General features: G+C 37.7%; 19 protein-coding genes and 2 pseudogenes. 16 read left to right on the top strand and 5 right to left on the bottom strand.

The features are described from left to right. The 16 genes and pseudogenes from ABVM50_RS12745 to ABVM50_RS12670 all read left to right on the top strand — a co-directional run bounded on the left by ABVM50_RS12745 (window position 1) and on the right by ABVM50_RS12670 (window position 16,200). On the top strand, window positions 1-1,203 hold the full coding sequence (locus ABVM50_RS12745) for an efflux RND transporter periplasmic adaptor subunit (protein ID WP_405198910.1): 1,203 nt from the start codon (window positions 1-3) through the stop codon (window positions 1,201-1,203). Between the two features lie 20 nt (window positions 1,204-1,223). Continuing rightward, entirely contained in the window at window positions 1,224-1,922 is a 699-nt protein-coding gene (locus tag ABVM50_RS12740; RefSeq protein WP_405198909.1) for a TVP38/TMEM64 family protein, read from the top strand. Window positions 1,923-1,987: 65 nt separating this feature from the next. Next, window positions 1,988-2,183: pseudogene (locus tag ABVM50_RS12735) on the top strand (YkvA family protein); the annotation flags it as partial. Window positions 2,184-2,316: 133 nt separating this feature from the next. Next, complete coding sequence (locus ABVM50_RS12730) at window positions 2,317-3,525, top strand: OprO/OprP family phosphate-selective porin (RefSeq protein WP_405198908.1); 1,209 nt, start codon at window positions 2,317-2,319, stop codon at window positions 3,523-3,525. Window positions 3,526-3,626: 101 nt separating this feature from the next. Next, complete coding sequence (locus ABVM50_RS12725; protein WP_405198907.1) at window positions 3,627-3,944, top strand: DUF6660 family protein; 318 nt, start codon at window positions 3,627-3,629, stop codon at window positions 3,942-3,944. A 126-nt stretch (window positions 3,945-4,070) separates the two neighbouring features. Next, window positions 4,071-8,504: a CusA/CzcA family heavy metal efflux RND transporter gene (locus ABVM50_RS12720; RefSeq protein ID WP_405198906.1), complete on the top strand. Its 4,434-nt coding sequence runs from the start codon at window positions 4,071-4,073 to the stop codon at window positions 8,502-8,504. A gap of 21 nt (window positions 8,505-8,525) precedes the next feature. Continuing rightward, window positions 8,526-9,752 carry an efflux RND transporter periplasmic adaptor subunit gene (locus tag ABVM50_RS12715; RefSeq protein ID WP_405198905.1) on the top strand — a complete coding sequence of 409 codons (1,227 nt, stop codon included), beginning with the start codon at window positions 8,526-8,528 and terminating at the stop codon, window positions 9,750-9,752. Between the two features lie 100 nt (window positions 9,753-9,852). Continuing rightward, complete coding sequence (locus tag ABVM50_RS12710; protein WP_405198904.1) at window positions 9,853-10,209, top strand: P-II family nitrogen regulator; 357 nt, start codon at window positions 9,853-9,855, stop codon at window positions 10,207-10,209. Then, complete coding sequence (locus ABVM50_RS12705) at window positions 10,202-10,618, top strand: Fur family transcriptional regulator (protein WP_405200709.1); 417 nt, start codon at window positions 10,202-10,204, stop codon at window positions 10,616-10,618. Before ABVM50_RS12710 ends, ABVM50_RS12705 begins: the two co-directional genes overlap by 8 nt. Before the next feature lie 9 nt (window positions 10,619-10,627). Then, the gene (locus ABVM50_RS12700; protein WP_405198903.1) at window positions 10,628-11,092 is read left to right on the top strand and encodes a Fur family transcriptional regulator; all 465 of its coding nucleotides are present in this window, start codon (window positions 10,628-10,630) and stop codon (window positions 11,090-11,092) included. Next, complete coding sequence (locus tag ABVM50_RS12695; RefSeq protein ID WP_405198902.1) at window positions 11,089-11,448, top strand: STAS/SEC14 domain-containing protein; 360 nt, start codon at window positions 11,089-11,091, stop codon at window positions 11,446-11,448. Before ABVM50_RS12700 ends, ABVM50_RS12695 begins: the two co-directional genes overlap by 4 nt. Window positions 11,449-11,452: 4 nt before the next feature. Further along, window positions 11,453-13,999: a heavy metal translocating P-type ATPase gene (locus tag ABVM50_RS12690; RefSeq protein WP_405198901.1), complete on the top strand. Its 2,547-nt coding sequence runs from the start codon at window positions 11,453-11,455 to the stop codon at window positions 13,997-13,999. Beyond that, complete coding sequence (locus ABVM50_RS12685) at window positions 13,996-14,787, top strand: cation transporter (RefSeq protein ID WP_405198900.1); 792 nt, start codon at window positions 13,996-13,998, stop codon at window positions 14,785-14,787. Before ABVM50_RS12690 ends, ABVM50_RS12685 begins: the two co-directional genes overlap by 4 nt. Before the next feature lie 85 nt (window positions 14,788-14,872). Then, complete coding sequence (locus tag ABVM50_RS12680; RefSeq protein WP_405198899.1) at window positions 14,873-15,505, top strand: cation diffusion facilitator family transporter; 633 nt, start codon at window positions 14,873-14,875, stop codon at window positions 15,503-15,505. A gap of 322 nt (window positions 15,506-15,827) precedes the next feature. Next, the gene (locus tag ABVM50_RS12675) at window positions 15,828-16,019 is read left to right on the top strand and encodes a hypothetical protein (RefSeq protein ID WP_405198898.1); all 192 of its coding nucleotides are present in this window, start codon (window positions 15,828-15,830) and stop codon (window positions 16,017-16,019) included. Beyond that, complete coding sequence (locus tag ABVM50_RS12670) at window positions 15,997-16,200, top strand: hypothetical protein (RefSeq protein WP_405198897.1); 204 nt, start codon at window positions 15,997-15,999, stop codon at window positions 16,198-16,200. Before ABVM50_RS12675 ends, ABVM50_RS12670 begins: the two co-directional genes overlap by 23 nt. A gap of 48 nt (window positions 16,201-16,248) precedes the next feature. Here ABVM50_RS12670 and ABVM50_RS12665 read toward each other — a convergent pair whose 3' ends face one another. The 5 genes and pseudogenes from ABVM50_RS12665 to ABVM50_RS12645 form a co-directional block, all read right to left on the bottom strand. Beyond that, the gene (locus ABVM50_RS12665; RefSeq protein WP_405198896.1) at window positions 16,249-16,839 is read right to left on the bottom strand and encodes an HD domain-containing protein; all 591 of its coding nucleotides are present in this window, start codon (window positions 16,837-16,839) and stop codon (window positions 16,249-16,251) included. A 103-nt stretch (window positions 16,840-16,942) separates the two neighbouring features. Then, on the bottom strand, window positions 16,943-17,278 hold the full coding sequence (locus ABVM50_RS12660) for a hypothetical protein (RefSeq protein WP_405198895.1): 336 nt from the start codon (window positions 17,276-17,278) through the stop codon (window positions 16,943-16,945). Window positions 17,279-17,299: 21 nt separating this feature from the next. Further along, window positions 17,300-17,380: pseudogene (locus ABVM50_RS12655) on the bottom strand (lipid A phosphate methyltransferase); the annotation flags it as partial. A 341-nt stretch (window positions 17,381-17,721) separates the two neighbouring features. Beyond that, on the bottom strand, window positions 17,722-19,116 hold the full coding sequence (locus ABVM50_RS12650) for an alkaline phosphatase PhoX (protein ID WP_405198894.1): 1,395 nt from the start codon (window positions 19,114-19,116) through the stop codon (window positions 17,722-17,724). A 4-nt stretch (window positions 19,117-19,120) separates the two neighbouring features. Beyond that, entirely contained in the window at window positions 19,121-19,708 is a 588-nt protein-coding gene (locus ABVM50_RS12645; RefSeq protein WP_405198893.1) for a phosphatase PAP2 family protein, read from the bottom strand. Window positions 19,709-19,815: the final 107 nt, after the last annotated feature.

The raw sequence follows: 19,815 nt of genomic DNA, 5'->3' as shown, positions 1-19,815 counted from the left end.
ATGAAAGCGATTATACAAAAATTTATAGGTATCCTACTTTTTCTTTTGATTGTAGCCTGTAATCAACAAAAAAACAAGAGTACCGATAGCACTTCTGATTCAACAAGTACGGACTCTACATCGGTCAGCAACGATCAAGTAGAACTTTCCGAAGAACAGATAAAGACCGCCGAAATCAAATTGGGAGCTTTGATCGAAAAACAAATGGGTACGGAAATTTCGGTCAATGGTTCTACGGAATTAAAGCCTAATTATTTTGCATCGGTATCCCCACCGGCAAATGGATATGTATATCAAATCAATGTCCAAGAAGGCGATCAGGTAAATAAAGGGGCTGTTTTGGCAATTCTTGAACATCCGGACTATATACAGCTGCAACAGGACTTTCTAGAAGCATCCGGACAATATGATTATTTAAAAAAGGAACTGGAACGTCAAAAAACACTTAGCGATGCCAATGTAAGTGCAAAGAAGAACTATCAGCAAACCCAATCTGATTATGAAATGGCAAGGGCCAAATACTTTGCGACCAGAGAACGGTTAAAATTCATAGGCATACAGCCTGGAAGTGTAGAAGCAGGAAATATACAAAGCAGAATATCCCTACGAGCACCCATAAACGGGATTGTTTCCCAAATAAACAGTCATAAAGGAGAACTCATCAATATGCAGCAAAGCCTTTTTGAAATCATAGACAACAGTCATCTGTTTGTAAAGCTAAGCGTGTTCGAAAAGAATATCAACAGTATAAAAAAAGGAGAGGAATTTAGTTTTACCGTCCCTTCATTTGATGTGTTGAAAAATTACCAAGGCACTATTACCGGTATCAATAGAAAAATGAATCAGGTATCCAAAATGATGGAGGCAACAGGGAGTATAAACGAGTACATAGAGCTTGTACCTGGACTTTATGTGGAAGCTAAAATTCAGGGCGAGGAAGTGGCAGTATTTGCGTTACCGAATGAAGCGATAGTGAAAGATAAAAGTGAAGAATTCATTTTTGTTTCTCAAGGTACCCAGACAGAATCGACAGGGGAAAAAACTATTGCGTTCAAAATGATAAAGGTAGTAACAGGTATCAGAGAAGATGGTTTCACTCAGATAACAAATACGGAGTCTTTTAAAGATTCTCAAGGTATAGTTATATCCGGTGCTTATTATCTAAAGTCAGAGTTGAACAAAGGCGAGGGTGATAACGATTAATTTAAATAAAAATAGAAACTATGAAAAATAAAGATCAGGGAACAGCGAAGCAGAGTAAGGTTCCCATGTATATTAGCATAGGCATTCTTGCTGCGCTTGTGGGATGTTATTTTTTTATTCCTTCTTTTAAAAGTTTTATAGATGAGGCCTATGCGGTGCTTACAAGTGATGACCGCGAGCGCATCGCCAGTTGGGTATCGCAGTTTGGTTTCTGGGGTCCGCTTATCATTATCGCAGCTATGTTGGTACAAATGTTTTTGTTTGTGATACCCAGCGCCCTCATTATGATTGTCACCATTTTAGCTTATGGCCCTTATTGGGGAAGTGTGCTAGCGATAACCGGCGTAACACTGGCAGCTGCTATAGCTTACTGGATTGGCGCATATATGGGGCCTTTGACTGTAGATAAATTTATAGGCCGCAAGTCCCAGGAAAAAGTGGGGTTTTATGTAGAACGTTATGGGATATGGACCGTGATTACCGCACGAATTTCGCCGGTTTTCTCAAATGATGCCACAAGCTTTGTGGCCGGTTTGCTTAGAATGGGATTCTGGAGGTTTATGGGAGCAACTTTGGCGGGGATCACTCCTTTAACAATCGCTCTTGCTTATCTGGGTGGAAATATGCAGCGGTTAAAAACCGGGCTTATTTGGATTTCTGTGGCCAGCATCATCGGGCTTATCATCTATATAATTTATGACAGAAAAAAAAGGAAATGATTTTAAGATTTTGGGAACAAATAAAGAATTGGGCGAATCGGCTTAAAAAACAGTTGGTAATGCTCCATTTGGCAGCAAAACATCCCGGTACTCCCTGGTATGCCAGATTTCTCATTTTTATAATTCTTGCTTATGCCCTCAGTCCCATTGATCTGATCCCGGATTTTATCCCGATCATAGGATACCTGGACGACCTTATTCTATTGCCCATAGGAATCTACTTTGTCATAAAACTCATTCCAGAAGAAGTAAAACAGGAGGCGCTTCTAAAAGCTGAAGACTATAAATGGGATAAGAAAAACAACTGGATAATTGGCGGTGTTGTTATTCTGGTATGGCTCGTTGTGGGGTATTGGATTGTAACGAATTTTTTAATGGATAAAGAATAGCAAATATGAAAAAATCTCTCTGTTTTATACTGATTTTGATTGCCTTTTCTAAAGTGACAGTTGCTCAAGATACCATTCCTAAGGCAACTCCTTTCGATGAAGGCTACCTATTTATTGGATCTGATGATCTTTTAAAGTTTAAAGGTTATGGACAAACGGATTTTTATACGCCAAGTGGGGAAAGTCCTGCTATTTCCGAATTTTTAATTCGTAGGGCGAGATTGGCGGCGACAGGGTATTTTCAGGGGAAATTCCGTTATATGCTCTATGCAAGGTTCGATAAAGGAAAAGCAGAGCTTAATGAAGCTTTTATAGAATTCAGACATCTACCCTATGCAAAAATACGTGTAGGCCAATTTTTTTCTCCATTTAGCCTATCTAACCTTACCTCCAGTTCCCAATTGGATTTAATGACCAGACCCTTGATTATAGATAATTTTTCTTCAGGGAGGGATGTTGGGGCAATGCTGTTCGGATCAATCTGGAAGGGATATATAGATTATGCTGTAGGAGTTTTTAATGGAGTCCCCCGAAATACTCCTGAAAACAATAAATCGAAGGATGTAGTTGCCCGGATAATCCTTAAACCCTTCAAAACTTTGGAGTCTGCTGTGTTATCCAAAATTTCATTTGGGATCTCTGGTTCTTCCGGTGTTCATCAAGAAGATTTTTCAAATAAAGAATACAAAAACGTATTGGGAACACCATTTCTAAAATTCGGGGATAGTATTCAGCAAAATGGAAGTGTAAAAAGATTTGGGGCCGATTTAGAATGGTTTGTTGGCAGTACTTCTTTTAAAGCAGAATATCTAACAACCAAATTTGAAGGTTTTACTAACAATAATAACCTCAATGTATTTGATGCAAGTGGCTTCTATACCACAATTACCCATTTTCTTACAGGTGAGGAGAATAATGGCAAAACGGTAAAACCAAAGAACGAGTTTAATCCATCGCAAGGTCATTGGGGTGCATTTGAGATAGCAGCCCGCTATGAGAATCTTTCCATATCGCCATCAGCTCTTGGTATTGGGACTATTGAAGGCACAAATGATACAAGTGCCTTATCCTTCGGCATAAATTGGTATCCCAATGATGACGTTAAAATCGTGGCCAATTACCAAGCCTTTAGCTATTCCGACAATTTATCCATCGGTGATAAAACCTTTAATCAGGAAAAGGCATTCTTATTGCGTTTCCAATATCAATTTTAAAACATGGAGAAGTGATGTAGGGGATATAACTCTTTTTGATCTTTTTAAAATTTTGCACACCCTGTGCATGCCTATTTAATTATCTTTGTAATGTGAAAATAATGGCATTGATATTATCTTTATATGTACTGGGGCTTAATTTATTAGCCTGTAATGACAGTGATACTTTAAACGTTAATTCTGACTCGGAAGTAACAATGGTTGCTACCCAGGATTTAAATATCAACCATTCACATGACCAGGTAGCAGATTTATGCCCTCCTTTTTGTAGTTGTCATTGCTGCCATGTTCACACAGTAGACTTTGGTTCCTCACACTTCAAACCTTTAATTGCGGAAATTCCATCAAAAGCTTTTCTTCATTTTGATAGTTCAGTGGAAGAACCTATACTTTCCTTTTTAGATCCTCCAAAAGTTTAATTCAGTTTTTTTATAGGATAGTTATATCCTTTTTTGCAAAAGTCCTGGTTCTTCCAGAGCGCACGGCGATATCGATTCTCTTTACCCAGGGATTATCGAGATGTTTAACTGAATTAATTTTTTTATATGATCAATAGAATCATTTCATTTTCCATTAATAATAAATTTATTATTGGGCTACTCACCTTAGCACTTATAGGTACTGGTATTTGGTCCATGTCTACCGTTAACCTGGGATCGGTACCAGATATTACTAACAATCAAGTTCAGGTGATCACCCAGTCACCAAATCTTGCCACAGAAGATATAGAACAATTTGTAACCTATCCCGTAGAACTTTCGATGGGTAATTTACCTGGGGTTACAGAGATTCGCTCTATTTCACGCTTTGGCCTTTCTGTAGTTACTATTGTCTTCAAAGATGATATGGGGACATACCTCCCTCGACAACTTGTACAGGAAAAACTTAACGAATTGGGTGAAACTATTCCCGACAAATTTGGAAGTCCTGCTATGGGGCCTATTTCAACCGGACTGGGTCAAATTTATGAATATACCATTAAACCAAAAGAAGGATACGAAACTGAATATTCCCCCATGGAGCTGCGAACTATTCAGGATTGGATAGTAAAAAGGCAACTTACCTTACTGGAGGGCGTGGTTGAAGTAAATTCTTTCGGAGGGTCTATAAAACAATATGAGGTAGCAATTAACCCGGAAAAATTAAACAGTATGGGTATAAGTATCTCTGAAGTTTATGAGGCGCTGGCACGGAACAATGTAAATACTGGAGGAGCCTATATCGAGAAAAATAAAATGTCAAATTTTATTAGAGGTGAGGGCTTAATCCGTTCACTGGAGGACATAAAGAAAATTGCCATTACTACAGAAAATGCAATCCCGATCACGATTGGTGATGTTGCGGAAAATGTTCAGTTTGGAAATCAGGTACGATACGGAGCTTTTACCCAGGATGGGGAAGAAGCCGTTGGAGGAATTATTATGATGCTGAAAGGTGCTAATCCCAACGCGGTCATTCAGGATGTCAAGGATCGTATGGCTGAAGTCGAGAAGTCCCTTCCTGAAGGTTTGACCATAGCACCGATAATTGATCGAAGTGAGTTAATAGCACGAACAACCGACACCGTTAAAACAAATTTACTGGAAGGGGCTTTAATCGTGATCTTCGCTCTGGTAATATTATTAGGTAGTTTAAGAGGTGGACTTATAACCGCTACCACCATTCCATTATCACTTCTTTTTGCCTTTATATTGATGAAACAATTCAATGTATGGGCCAATCTAATGAGTTTAGGGGCAATCGACTTCGGAATTATTATAGATGGTGCAGTGATCATCATTGAGGGTACGGTATATGAAATACAAAAACGTATTAGATCTGGAAAAGTAAAATTCAATCAGGCAAAAATGGATGAGGTAGCCTATGATGCAGGAAGTACGATGATGGGTTCTGCATTTTTTGGGCAAATTATCATTCTTATCGTATTTACACCCATTCTTTTTCTTACCGGGGTAGAAGGTAAAATGTTTAAGCCGATGGCGTATACTTTCGGTTTTGCTATGATAGGTGCTATCTTCTTATGCCTTACATACGTTCCTATGATGTCTGCCTTATTTATGAAACCAATTCAGAATAAAAAGAACTGGTTTGGAAAGTTCGAACGCTGGCTGGAAAAAGTAAGTGACAGGATAATTGGCGGAATACAAAAAGTATACATGCCTTTATTAAAAGGAGCATTAAAATTGAAACTGACCGTAATTGGATCTGCCGTTGTTCTACTTGTTTTAGCCGGTTTTCTTTTTTCCAGAATGGGAGGAGAATTTGTACCTCAACTTGATGAAGGGGATATTGCCATGCAGGCGTTAATAAGACCAGGAAGTTCATTAACAGAGTCCATCGAAGTTTCAAAAAAAATTGAAAATATACTTTTAGAAAACTTTCCAGAAATTAAAACGGCTACGGCACGTATTGGAGTGGCTGATATTCCTACCGATCCAATGCCCATGGATATCGCAGATATGTATCTAATCCTGGAAAAGGATAAGGACAAATGGGAAACTTCTGAAACCAAGGAAGGGCTTATTGAACAGATTAAGGAAAAACTAAATGAAGATCTTACGGGTGTTAATTTAGTGTTTACCCAACCTGTAGAATTGAGGTTTAATGAGTTATTAGAAGGGGTTAGAGAAGATATTGCGGTAAAGTTATATGGTGAAGATTTAGAAGTATTGTCAGAAAAGGTGCAGGAAATGGCCAATATTATCCAAACCGTACCTGGAGCTGGAGATGTAAACGCGGAGCGAACATCTGGTCTCCCACAAATGACAGTTAGATTTAACCGCGATAAAATTGCCCAATATGGACTGGATATTCAGAAAGTCAATGATTATATAAGTACTGCTTTTGCTGGAGGAACGGCCGGGGTCATCTTTGAAGGTGAAAAGCGATTCGATTTAGTTGTAAGATTTGATGAAGACCATAGAAAGAATATTGATGACTTACGAGGAATGTATATCGACCTTCCAGATGGAACCCAGGTACCAATCAAAGAAATAGCAGATATTGAATACGTTCCGGGACCTATGCAAATTTCAAGAGATGACACCTACAGAAGAACCTATGTGGGTGTAAATGCACGGGGAAGGGATGTAGAGTCAGTGGTTAACGACATCCAGCAAAAATTAGATGAGGAATTAGAATTGCCACCCGGTTATTATATTACTTATGGAGGGGAGTTCGAAAACCTTCAGAGTGCCAAAGATCGATTAGTGATTGTGGTACCGATAGCCTTATTTCTGATTTTCGTTCTTCTATATTTTGCCTTAAAATCTTTTTCCCAATCTATCATGATCTATATGGCGATACCATTGGCTGCTATCGGAGGTGTTTTTGCCCTTTGGTTAAGAGGTATGCCATTTAGCATTTCCGCTGGAGTAGGCTTCATTGTACTGTTTGGTGTTGCAGTTTTAAACGGACTGGTACTAATAAATAGATTCAATTCTTTGAAAGAAGAAGGAGTAACCAGTATAAAAGATAGAATTTTTACAGGAACCAAAGAACGAATACGCCCAATTATGTTAACAGCAACCACAGATATTTTCGGTTTTTTACCAATGGCATTTTCCACATCTGCCGGTGCAGAAGTTCAACAACCACTTGCTACGGTTGTAATAGGTGGTATGCTTACGGCTACACTGCTTACCCTCGTTGTATTACCAGTATTATATACATTTGTGGAAAGAAAGCGAGAGAAAAAAGAACAGAATAAATTAGGTTCTTCCAATATGCGCTCTTTAGCTACGATTTTGATAATTGGCTTGATGTTAGGCGGAACCTTATCCGTAAACGCACATTCTGATACTGTTTCATCTGAATATCCACAACAGGATACTTTACAAACTATAAGTTTGGAAAAAGCCCGGGAAAAAGCCATCAAAAACTTTCCTCAGCTTAAAGCTGCTCAACTCGAAATTGAAAGTGAAGAAGTACTGCGTAAAACCGCTTATGATTTTGGGAATACCCAAATCTTTACTGGAAAAGAAGAGGTAGGAAATGGTTCAGATGGGATCTATACTCAAATTGGTGTTCAACAACAAGGCATAGATGTTTTTGGAATTGCCCCCCGGTTAAAATTGCAAAAAGAAAGGGTGGCCCTTGCTGAAAATGCTTTAGAACTAAATACCTTAGAAGTGGAACGTGAAGTAAGCAGGGCCTGGGCTTCAGTTTATACAAGTAAAAAGAGGTATCAGGTATATAAGAAAATGGATTCAATTTTTGAAGACATTGAAAGGGCTGCAAGAATCCGATATGAGACAGAAGCTACTTCTAAACTGGAGTATCTTGCTACGTCCAATCAGGGAAACGAAGTAAAAATACAACTGGAACAAGCTTATCGAAATTACCTGAAATCATTGCAGCGTTTAAATTTATGGTTTGTTAGTGATACGATCTATGATGTACAAGATTTACCTGCCGAAGCATTAGATGAACCTTTAAATTTTCTGACAGAGTCACTGAAAACCCACCCGGCTCTAGAGGTTTCAGAACAGAGAGTTAATGTTGCAAAAGCTTTAACCAGAGAACGGAAATCTGAATTTCTACCAAAATTTCAGGGACAGTATGCCAGGCAGGAAATTAATGGACAATCGGGTTTCTTCCAATATCAAATAGGAATTCAAATTCCGTTATTCTTTGGGCCTGAATTAGGCCGTACTCAGGAAGCAAAAGTGAATCGAAAGATTGCAGAACAAAATTTTTATCAGGATAAACTCGAATTGGAAACTGCCTATAAAAATATGCGGGAAGAATTCATCAAATGGAGAAATTCATGGAATTATTATAAGGATGAAGCGCTTCCCTTGGCTAAAGAGCAACAGGAAGGAACTGTATTGGCATTTAAAGAAGGTGCTATAGATTATGTAACCTTCCTTCAAAATATAAGAGATGCCATTAGAATCGAGGTAAATGCCTGGAGTGCTTTTGATAATTATCTCGATAGCCGTTATCAACTAGAATATTACCTCGAAAAATCAAATTAAAAAATACCTAAGAAAAACGATATGAATAAAAGAACGATAAAAATTTTAATGCTTGCCTTATCACTTACATTGTTTTTGGGGTGTAAAGAAAATACTAATTCGGAAAAAGATACTCAGGAAACTAAAGCATCGGATTCTAAAGAAACAGAAGGTAACAATGAAGAAGAAGGTGGCGGAATGCGCTCAGTACATCTTTCAGAGATGAAATTCAATAGTCTGGGAATCAAAGTAGATACTTTAACTAAGAAAGCATTATCAGGAATAGTAGAAGCAAACGGGCAATTGGAAGTGCCACCTCAATACGAAGCTACCGTAACGGCTGTCTTAGGCGGGAATATTAATTCAATAAAAGTTATTGAAGGGGATAAGGTAAATAAAGGTCAGGTACTGGCGTATCTATCCCATCCCAATTTAACTAAAATACAAACGGACTATATAAATGCCTATAACCGGATGCAGTTTTTGGAAAAGGAATTTGATAGACAAAAACGTTTGTATGAGGCAGAAGTTGGTTCGGGGAAAACTTTTCAACAAACACAGGCAGATTTTCAGTCGGTAAAAGGAGAGGTGAGTGGATATGAATCCCAATTAAGGCAGTTAAATTTAGGCGCTTCCCAAATAAGAAACGGCACCCTCTACGAATACGTGCCTATAGTAAGTCCTATTGCTGGCTATATAGAAAAAGTAAAGGTGCAAATTGGCCAATATGTGGAACCTCAAACCAGCATGTTTATGGTGGTAGATAATGAGCATGTTCATGCCGATCTAATGGTTTTCGAAAAAGATATTTATAAGGTAAAAGAAGGCCAAAAGATTTCTTTTAAGCTGGAGTCAGTCCCCGGAAGTGACCTCACCGGAAAAATATATTCTGTAGGGAAGCAATTTGAACAAAATCCTAAAGCGGTGCATGTTCACGCAGAGATAGATAATAAGGAAGATTACCTCATTCCGGGAATGTATATCAAAGGAAAAATTAGGACAGGAGAAGAAGCAGTACCTGCATTACCAGAAGAGGCGGTGATAGAAGAAGAGGGAAATCCTTACATATTTACGGCACAAAAACATCAGGAAGAGGGTGAAACAGAATGGGAATTAAAACCGGTGCAGGTAAGAACGGGGATCAATGAAGATGGATGGGTAGAAATTAAACTGTTAGAGCCCCTTCCAGAAGGTACTTTAGTTGCGTATAACAATGCCTATTACCTGGTATCTGAAATGCAGAAAAGCCAAACCTCTCATGGTCATTAAATAGAGCTTTAAAAATTTAGATGGATGGGCTCTCTGTAAAATGTTTGTCTTAATTAAAATTCCAGAGGGTTCATCCTTAATAAGAATTAATAAAACAGCGATGAAAGAAATAAAAGCATTTATAAAACCAAAACGGGTTCAAAAAGTGATAGAATCCCTTAGTGAAAGTGGATTCAAAAGTATGACGCTTTCCCAAGGGGAAGGCACCGGGGCATTTAAAGCAAAAGGTGCGTCGCCTTCTTTGGATTTCCATGTAACCGACAGTCCGGTGGTAAAGTTGGAACTGGTATGTCAAAATGAAGAAGCACAATCAGCAATCGATATTATTCTTGAAAATGCAAAAACAACTGAACCCGGGGATGGGATCATTTATATATCAGATATTGAAAATGCTTTTCAAATAAAGACAGGAAAATCGCTTAAAATATCTGATTTAAATAAGGATGAAAATGAATGAAATCGAGAAAATATTAGAGGCACACGAAGTTCGGCCAACAGCCATGCGTATCCTGGTCTATAAATTTATGGCTAAAAAAGACAGGGCTGTAACTCTTACCGAAATTGAAAATGCCTTTGGAAAAGCAGACCGGGCTACACTATCCAGAACAGTAAGAACATTCGAGGCAAAGAATATAGTTCATCAAATAGATGATGGCACAGGGATACCAAAATATGCGCTCTGTGAAAATAATTGTAACTGTGAGTTAGAACAGGATTTACACATCCACTTTCATTGCAATAATTGTGATGAAACTGTTTGTTTGACCGATCATAAAATTCCGCATATTAACTTACCAGAGCGATATATGGCAGAAAATGTAAACCTGGTAGTAAAGGGAATATGTGAGAAATGTAGTGGCGTTTAATTTTATGAGATGACCAAAGCCGAAAAAACACTTAGAAACAACGGGATTAGACCTACCAAAATGAGATTATTTATTTATAAATATCTCAAAAGAAAGTTTTATGCTGTAACATTAAGGGAAATAGAAACGGCTTTCGTGAAAAAAAGTGAACATACACGAGATAGAACAACAATTTATCGGAGTATTAAATTATTTCAAAAGAAAGGGATTATACATCAAATTGATGACGGTACGGCTATCGCAAAATATGCATATTCTGATAAGAATTCGCTGGATCTACACTTACACCTTCACTGTATGAATTGCAGCAAAACCTTCTGTTTGCCCAATAAAGTTCCACAGGAAAATTTACCTGACAAATACGAAATTACCGAAGTAAATTTAGTTTTGAAGGGGGCATGTGTAAAATGCCAAAAAGTAAAGAAGCTAAAATATAACATAGACCAATCTGCTCATAAAAACTTAAAACAATGATACGAATCAAAAATGTCGAAAAAAGCAATTTGATATCCGCTTCAATAAGCGGTAAGATTACTAAAGAGGATATAGAGAAAATCCATCCTTTGATACATAATATTGTCAAAAATGGAAATAAGGTGAATTTCTTTTTTGAACTAGTTAATTTTAAGGGCTACGATCTCAAAGGCTTATGGGAAGATTTAAAAGTTGATACCGCCCATATTTCAGATTATGGAAAAATGGCCTTTGTGGGTGAAAAAGAATGGCAGCAATGGGCTGCTAAAGCCACTGATTTTTTTACAAGCTCGGAAGTTAAATTTTTCGACCTTAATGAAAAGGAAGAAGCTAAAAGATGGATATTAAACCAATAGGGATATGAAAAAGCTACAACTAAAAATTCGGGTATTGCTACCTCAGGTGCCAAATGAAAAAGATACTTGTGTGCAAAGGCTCATTGCTGAATTAGAGGCCAAAGAGGGTCTTGAAAAAGTACATATAGTAGATGATCAGGAAGATACGGTGCCGCAACTGTGCTTTCATTATGATCCGGACATTATTTCTATTGACCGAATTCAATCTTTGGCGGAAAATGCCGGGGCAAAAATTACAGAAAAATATGGTCATCTTCTTTTAGAGGTTGAGGGGATTAGACATACCCGCCATGCAAGAACTATAGAAAAGAGTCTGCTGAATATCGAAGGCGTTTTGGAAGCTTCCGCCAATGCCGGAGGAATGATCCGTTTAGAATATGATAAGCGTGAGACCAGTTTTGAAGCTATAAATGCGAGGCTTGAAAAGGAAAGTCTACAAGTTGAAAAAAGCTCCTCTGGCCATGAAAATGGTTTTGAATCTACAGAAAAAGCTTCTAAGAAATTAAGTAAACAAGATAAAAGGGGCAAAGAACACAACCATAAAGATAAGGGTGTCCAAAATCATAACGAAGGTGATAGCCACGGAGCCGGGGAAGAACATTCACACGCCCACGGAGGTATTTTTGGAAAAAACACAGAACTTATTTTTGCCATTATTTGTGGTGTTTTACTGGGAATAGGATTTGGTTTATCCTTTGTAGATTCAGTTCCCCAATGGGTTAGCCTTTCACTTTATATTGTAGCCTATTTCTTTGGAGGATTTTATACTGCAAAAGAAGCTGTGGAAACAGTAGCCAAAGGTGGTTTTGAAATCGATTTTCTCATGCTGGTTGCAGCTATTGGAGCCGCTATACTAGGGGAATGGGCAGAAGGGGCCTTGTTATTATTTCTCTTTAGCCTGGGGCATGCCCTAGAGCATTATGCCATGAACAAAGCACGAAAATCTATAGCCGCCTTGGCAGAACTAGCGCCAAAAACAGCTTTGGTCAAAAAGGATGGTAAAACGGAAGAGGTTGGTATCGAAAAACTAAATATTGGCGATATCATTGTGGTAAAACCAAATAGTAAAATATCCGCAGATGGCGTAGTTGTAGATGGGCAGAGTAGTGTAAACCAGGCTCCAATAACCGGGGAGAGTGTACCGGTAGATAAAATTCCCGTAGAAGATGTTGAGAAGGATTACTCAGAGGTAGATGATATCAAAGATGAAAACCGCGTTTTTGCTGGAACTATCAATGGGAACAATACTTTGGAGATTAAAGTGATCAAAGCAGCCAAAGATTCAACGCTTTCCCGATTGGTGAAACTGGTCAATGAAGCTCAGACTCAAAAATCGCCTACCCAGTTGCTCACCGATAAATTCGAAAAATATTTTGTACCATCCGTTCTTATTTTGGTCGGAATTCTTTTGTTCGCTTTCTTAGTAATTGACGAGCCATTTAGCGCCAGCTTTTACAGAGCAATGGCTGTACTGGTAGCTGCAAGTCCCTGTGCGTTGGCAATCTCCACTCCGAGTGCTGTATTGAGTGGTGTGGCCCGGGCGGCTCGAGGTGGGGTATTAATCAAAGGGGGACGACCACTGGAAGATCTGGGAGAATTAACCGCCCTGGCTTTTGATAAAACCGGAACCTTAACGGAAGGAAAACCTAAACTTACACAAGTAGTAGCCCTTGGAGATATTTCAGAAAATGAACTGCTAAAAATAGCAATAGCCGTGGAAAGTTTGAGTGATCACCCCCTGGCAAAAGCAGTGGTTCGTGATGGAAAGGAGCGTCTGGAGGGTGAAGAGATCCCAGATGCCTCCAACCTGGAAGCAGTTCTGGGTAAAGGTATTAAAGCAACGTTGGGAAATGATAAGATCTATGTTGGTAATTTGGATTTATACGAAGAACTAAATGATACTATTCCATCAGAAGAAATAACTACTAAAGTAAGAGATCTTGAAGGTGGTGGAAACACAACGATGCTTCTTCGTAAGAATGAAGAGTATATAGGCATCCTTGCTTTAATGGATACCCCCCGGGAGGCAGCCAAAAGAACCCTTTCTGAATTGAAGGGAATAGGAATTAAACGAATGATCATGCTTACCGGTGATAACCAGAAGGTAGCAGACGCAGTAGCAGAAGAAATAGGATTGACCGATGCCTGGGGTAGTTTACTGCCAGAGGAAAAGGTGGAAGCCATAAAAAAACTGAAAGAAAAAGAATCTAAGGTAGCAATGGTAGGTGATGGTGTGAATGATGCCCCTGCCATGGCCAATAGCACGGTGGGAATTGCCATGGGAGCTGCTGGTAGCGATGTTGCCCTGGAAACAGCAGATATTGCACTAATGGCCGATAAATTGGAAACACTCCCTTTTGCCATCGGACTGAGTAGAAAGGCAAAGGCTATAATCAAGCAGAACCTTTGGGTAAGTCTGGGAATTGTAGCTCTGCTTATCCCTGCTACCATTTTTGGTTTTGCGAATATTGGAGTGGCGGTAGTTATACATGAAGGTTCCACACTTCTGGTAGTTTTCAACGCTTTGAGACTTTTAGCCTATAAAAAATGAACAAAAGCACCTTTATAGTCAGTCAAATGGACTGCCCTTCTGAGGAGCAGATGATTAGGATGAAACTGGAATCTTATGAACAGATAAAATATCTAGACTTTGATATTCCCAATAGAAAACTTGAAGTATATCATCGAGAAGGGATTGAGGTTATTCATTCCTCGATTTCAGAATTAAAACTAGGCGATAAATTTATAGGATCAGAAGAGGCGGAAGTTCCAGTTAGGGAAAACGAAACCAAACAAAAAAATATTCTTTGGTGGGTGTTGATTATTAATTTTGGGTTTTTTCTAATTGAAATGATTACCGGTTGGATATCTTCTTCGATGGGCCTTATTGCAGATTCTCTTGATATGCTGGCAGATTCGATAGTATATGCGCTAAGTTTATTTGCAGTAGGAGGTGCTGTTTCAAGAAAAAAGAAGGTCGCGAAATTTAGTGGGTACTTTCAAATGTTACTGGCGACTCTTGGATTTATAGAAGTCTTGCGCAGGTTTTTTATGAGTAGTGAAACTCCCTTATTCCAGTGGATGATTATTATTTCTTCTTTGGCACTTGCCGGAAACTTAATCTCATTATGGCTAATCAACAAGGCTAAAAGTAACGAAGTCCATATGCAAGCCAGTGCCATTTTTACTTCAAATGATATTATCGTGAACGGTGGGGTGATACTGGCAGGAATTTTAGTGTATTTTTTGGAGAGCAAATGGCCAGATTTGATCATTGGAGGTATTGTCTTCACATTTGTAATGCGTGGGGCGATTAAAATATTGAAATTATCAAGGTAAATCTTGAAAAAAAAATCATCTATCAAAATGCCTATTACATAATGAAAACAATGAAAAAAACTGGAACTATATAGACGAATTAAATATGGAATCATCAAGAAAAAAGAATCTTAAACAAGCAAGAACACTTCAAATATGGAATGTCATTTACGACACGATAGAAGTGGTCATTTCACTTATTGCTGGAATAACTGCAAATAGTTCTGCACTCATAGGATGGGCACTGGATAGCACCATAGAAGTAATAAGCGCAACAACTTTGGGCTGGCGGTTGCACGGCGAGCTTAACGGCATAGAAGAGGAAAAGGTTAAGCGTCGTAAGAAAATTACCTTATATGTTATTGCATCATCTTTTACACTGGTTTGCCTTTTTATTTCCTATGATTCAATCACAAAGCTAGTCAATCAAGAAACGGCACGTTGGAGTACATTGGGTTTAATCATCTTGCTTGTTTCATTGGTAGTTAATCCTATTTTAATCTATTACAAAAGAAAATACGGAAATAAATTGGAAAGTCCGGCTATGCTGGCCGATGCCAAAGACACTTTTATTTGTTTGTACCAAACTGTGGTGGTACTTGCAGGATTACTGCTGGTCAATTGGCTAGGCTGGTGGTGGGCGGACCCGGTTGCAGCACTGCTTATTGTTCCCTATGCAGCCAAAGAAGGTTGGGAAGCTTTCAATAAAGCCAGAAACATTGAATATAATACGGATTAAAAATGGTGCAAACAGAAAGAAAAAATCTGTAAAATATTTAATCTATAAAATTCCTCTACGGCTTGCCTCGTGCCTGTTTGTTGCATACAGAGATAGATGGTTCCAGGAATCTTTTTATTAATTACAAAGGCAAAATTAAGAAATCAATGTGCACACTTCGTCTTACGGATCATAAAGTTGAAACCATGGAAGATTTAGGAATTTGTACGGAAATAAAAACAATAATTTGGATAAGCCGATTTCTCCGCTGGCAATTTTTTTTGTGTGATGCAGAGTAAATATATTAACTATGGTCTTGTTTGTTCTAAAACTATTTTAAAAAATGAAGGAGGATATATTTAAGGATTACCAGGAGAGGCTCAATTCGCTAAATGAAAATATTAGAGCGGTAACATTGAAACATGCAAGAGATTTCCATTTGAATAAAAATTGTTCAAAAGAAGAAGCTATTGAGCGTGGAATAACTAAGGCTGAAATAGCAATAGAAAATTATGACTTCTTTAGAATTAAATGAAATTATGGAATGGACTTTCGTAGAATTTAAAACAAGTTTGGATGACCTCCATCCTGAAGTAAAAGGAAAAGCAATAAAAATTGCCAAAAAACCGGTTATAGAAATAGATTATACCAGGCAGAACGCCATAAAAGAGGGAATCATGAAGGCCGATGAATGGTTTTATGATTTGGAGGGTTAGTGTCGGTTATATACAGAAAAAAGCTTGAGGAAAGATTACGTCCAGGTTTTACAACATATTATCCTTTAAAGCTTTAATGTTTTTAAATTTCTGTGATAAAAATAATCGATTTGCAGATTCTGTGTAAAAAGAATGATTCTCCATGAAAGCAATATTTAAATTAGCCCATTCCACATTAGAAAACTCTGATCCGTTAGAATTTTTCCACTCTTTTCTAAGTTGAGCGTTCTTGAACTTGAAGTTTTTTCTTCCTAAATGGGCTAAATCAGCATCAACTATTATTTTTTGAGTGATAGTTTTAGGTTCTCTACCGGCTTCAGTTACTTTTATCAAATTTAATACATTCGTTATTTTTGAATCAACAACACCTTCTTCTTGAAGAAACTCTTTTGCATATTTACAGCTCAATTGTTCGTGGCCCTTCGCTTGATTTGAATACCCAATATCATGAAAATAGGATGCAATAATTAATTCTTCAATTGCATTTTCCTTCAAACCTTCCTGTTTGCCAATTAGTTCAGAATTTTGAACTACCTCTTCTGTATGTTGCCAATTATGGAATGGTAGATTTTTACATCTACTTGATTCTAAAAGCAATTTGCAAAATATCTTGACTTTTTCAATTAAAGCAATATTCATATTTTTGATTCTGATTCCGAATTCTATTGATAAGCCCCCAGTTCAGGTATATAGCCTTTTAGAAATTTAGAGTGTAAGGTTCTGAATTTTAATTTTCAGCAAACTATCTATTGATAGTTTGTAAAAGCTTTTTTTTCTTTAATATTTTTAATATTATATAAAGTATGCTGCTAACTAAGGCAGCGTAGAACCAAAAATCTAAATTCAATTGGAATATTTTTCTCTGTGTAATAACATTTTCGCTCCATTGGAATAGCCAAAAGATTAGAAATATAGCAGCAAGTCCATTTTTTTCCTTTTTTAGAACCTTCTTTAAAGAAAATGAATATTTTGGACTTTTATAGTTTTGTAAGCTGGGAATAAATGCTGGTGTTCGTGATGCCCAATTTAAGTATGCATTACTGAATTTAAGAATTAGAAAATTTTCTTCTGCATACATAATTCTTTCATAGTATATCCAGTATAGCAGAATAAATGATATAGTAAACCACATATTTTCCGTGAGCATTGCTACTCCCAGCCACATAAAAAAATTGCCCAGATAAAGCGGATGACGTACCGTAGAATATATTCCGGTAGTATTTAATTCATCTGCAATCTGGCCGGAACTTGTGTTCCTTCCAGAGGTGTTCTTTGGAGTATGTCCTACTGTGAATATGGAATTAATAATCCTAACAGACTAATAGCTAGACACACAAAAAGATAAAAGTCTGAGGTTATTGTATCAGAATCTACGGTTTCAAAATATTTACCATAAAGAAATACACTTAAACCGGCACTAAGAAAAAATAGGGGTAGATAGCTGCGTTTTCTAAATAAATAATCCCCGTGTATACTTAATTCTCTTTGTAATGACATATCAAATAATTTTAGAGTTAAGAACTACGAAATTGAATTCCATGGACCTGTAATGGCAAGGGTATGCCCATTCTCCTGCAGGTTAACAAACAGGGTTTTTCCAGATGGCGAAAAGACTATACCCGCAAATTCAGAATCTGAATTTATATTAATTCCAAAAGTACGGATGCTACCATCTTTCTTTATTTGGAGGATTCTATTGCAGACGCCATTATCTTCACAAACCATTAAATCGCCCCATGGTGCAATTGTGAGATTATCGCACATATTGAGTGCACCCCTGTCGGTTGATTCTTTATACAATTCAATGCTTGCAGAAATAGAGTCTTTAGTTTCTTTTCCCTCGTCAGGGGATAGTTTGTATCTGAAAATTTGACCCCATTTACCGGGACCACCATTGGTACAGGCAAAAAAGAGTTCATTGTTCCCAAACCAAATTCCTTCACCTCTTGCAAATCGTGCCGCCCCATTTTTATATCCTCTATATCGTAAATCATCCTCAGGCGCCAAAGGACTATTGATATCCAACCAAATGGCCTGGGTTTTTACATTTCTTTTGAAAGTTGTTTTCTCCCAGTTTCTTGTATCCATCTTAGGCTGGTCCTTTATTGAAAGGACTTGTAGTTTCCCACCTTTGTTCAAGTTTTCTGGTACATTCGGAATAAATCGATAAAACAATCCATCGGGTCTGTCTTCTGTCATATAAACAATGCTGGTATTGGGATCTACAGCAACTGCCTCATGATGAAACCTGCCCATTGCAATAATTGGTTCCGGGTTAACCAATCCCTTATTTGAAGCTGGTACTTCGAATACATAGCCATGGTCTTTTTCTGTATTGCCTCCCTGTTTGGTTACATCTTCTTCACAACTAAGCCAGCTTCCCCAGGGGGTCACTCCACCTGCACAATTTCGATAGGTTCCAGCAAGGCTTAAATACTGTTGTTCCACCTTTTTCGTATTTTCATTGTATACAATAGTTGTAGTACCGCCCAATCCCGGTTGAGCCATACCTCCCGCATCATACAATTGGTTATTGCTTATATTTTGTAGAAGTTCATTTTTAGAACCAAAGGGGCTATTGCTTAAGGGACTTGGACTGTTTTCGTGGTTTCTGACGATGACTACAATGTCCCCACTATCTCCCGGAAAAGTTCCCATACCATCGGGTCTTCCTGGAACATAAAACCCATCGTTCATTATATCTCCAGATTGGGATATTATTTTATAAGAAAATCCAGGGGGTAAGCTTAAATAATCATTTGGATCGGGTATAATACCTTCCACAGCCTCTTGTTTACAAAATAGATCTTCTGTATTACAGCTAGATAAAATTGAAAAACCTAAAGATGCCAGCACGGCATTTTTAATAAAGTTTCTTCTATTTGTTGTGGAAATAGTTGTTTCAATTTTATTCATACTTCTAAAATTTGTATTTAAAGCCGATCAAATGATTCCCTTCAAAATTATCATAAGTTAATTCCATGTGCTCCTGTTGATACTCTGTCGTGAAGACTAAGTTGCTTCCCAAACCAATTGCTGTTCCGGCAAGAACATCCAGGATATCATGTTTCTTGGAATCTATACGACTTGCGGCTGTAAATCCCGCAAGAGCATAGGCAGGTATACTATATTTAAAACCATATCTTCTATGTATATATCCTGCACTATGAAAAACGGTAGAGGTATGTCCTGATGGGAAAGAATTATCATTACTCATATCTGGTCTTTGCTTATTTACCCCTAATTTTAAACCAAATGTGACTGCTTCTGTAAGTAATAGCCCCTTTGTAAATTGCCAGGCTCCTTCATTATCCCCCTTAATCAAGCTGGTTCCTAAAGTCGCAACAGGTAAAGCAATCAATATTACGTCACCTATTTTTTGTACTGTGCCAACTTGTGGAATGGTCTCACTTGTATCCTGAGCATAAGAAAACTGAGCAAATAGAAGACAGCAAACGATGATTACTGTCCATAATGAAGATTTGAAATTTTGCAAATAGATAAGCATTAATTAGTAAAATTTAGATTTGAGTAAATGTTATCTATAGGCTCTTGATTTTCTCTGATAGCAAAGATGAACGAAAAGTCTTTTTAGAATCTAAAGAGATTCTAAAG

This window comes from Christiangramia sp. LLG6405-1 (genome assembly GCF_045055805.1).
In the GTDB taxonomy this organism is placed as follows: domain Bacteria; phylum Bacteroidota; class Bacteroidia; order Flavobacteriales; family Flavobacteriaceae; genus Christiangramia.
The sequence above is the reverse complement of the archived record's forward strand: the minus strand, read 5'-3'. Positions and strand labels throughout refer to the sequence as shown.

Coding starts and splice junctions, on each gene's coding strand:
- ABVM50_RS12745 (WP_405198910.1), top strand. CDS start 1: ATGAAAGCGATTATACAAAAATTTATAGGTATCCTACTTTTTCTTTTG.
- ABVM50_RS12740 (WP_405198909.1), top strand. CDS start 1,224: ATGAAAAATAAAGATCAGGGAACAGCGAAGCAGAGTAAGGTTCCCATG.
- ABVM50_RS12730 (WP_405198908.1), top strand. CDS start 2,317: ATGAAAAAATCTCTCTGTTTTATACTGATTTTGATTGCCTTTTCTAAA.
- ABVM50_RS12725 (WP_405198907.1), top strand. CDS start 3,627: ATGGCATTGATATTATCTTTATATGTACTGGGGCTTAATTTATTAGCC.
- ABVM50_RS12720 (WP_405198906.1), top strand. CDS start 4,071: ATGATCAATAGAATCATTTCATTTTCCATTAATAATAAATTTATTATT.
- ABVM50_RS12715 (WP_405198905.1), top strand. CDS start 8,526: ATGAATAAAAGAACGATAAAAATTTTAATGCTTGCCTTATCACTTACA.
- ABVM50_RS12710 (WP_405198904.1), top strand. CDS start 9,853: ATGAAAGAAATAAAAGCATTTATAAAACCAAAACGGGTTCAAAAAGTG.
- ABVM50_RS12705 (WP_405200709.1), top strand. CDS start 10,202: ATGAATGAAATCGAGAAAATATTAGAGGCACACGAAGTTCGGCCAACA.
- ABVM50_RS12700 (WP_405198903.1), top strand. CDS start 10,628: ATGACCAAAGCCGAAAAAACACTTAGAAACAACGGGATTAGACCTACC.
- ABVM50_RS12695 (WP_405198902.1), top strand. CDS start 11,089: ATGATACGAATCAAAAATGTCGAAAAAAGCAATTTGATATCCGCTTCA.
- ABVM50_RS12690 (WP_405198901.1), top strand. CDS start 11,453: ATGAAAAAGCTACAACTAAAAATTCGGGTATTGCTACCTCAGGTGCCA.
- ABVM50_RS12685 (WP_405198900.1), top strand. CDS start 13,996: ATGAACAAAAGCACCTTTATAGTCAGTCAAATGGACTGCCCTTCTGAG.
- ABVM50_RS12680 (WP_405198899.1), top strand. CDS start 14,873: ATGGAATCATCAAGAAAAAAGAATCTTAAACAAGCAAGAACACTTCAA.
- ABVM50_RS12675 (WP_405198898.1), top strand. CDS start 15,828: ATGAAGGAGGATATATTTAAGGATTACCAGGAGAGGCTCAATTCGCTA.
- ABVM50_RS12670 (WP_405198897.1), top strand. CDS start 15,997: ATGACTTCTTTAGAATTAAATGAAATTATGGAATGGACTTTCGTAGAA.
- ABVM50_RS12665 (WP_405198896.1), bottom strand. CDS start 16,839: ATGAATATTGCTTTAATTGAAAAAGTCAAGATATTTTGCAAATTGCTT.
- ABVM50_RS12660 (WP_405198895.1), bottom strand. CDS start 17,278: ATGTATGCAGAAGAAAATTTTCTAATTCTTAAATTCAGTAATGCATAC.
- ABVM50_RS12650 (WP_405198894.1), bottom strand. CDS start 19,116: ATGAATAAAATTGAAACAACTATTTCCACAACAAATAGAAGAAACTTT.
- ABVM50_RS12645 (WP_405198893.1), bottom strand. CDS start 19,708: ATGCTTATCTATTTGCAAAATTTCAAATCTTCATTATGGACAGTAATC.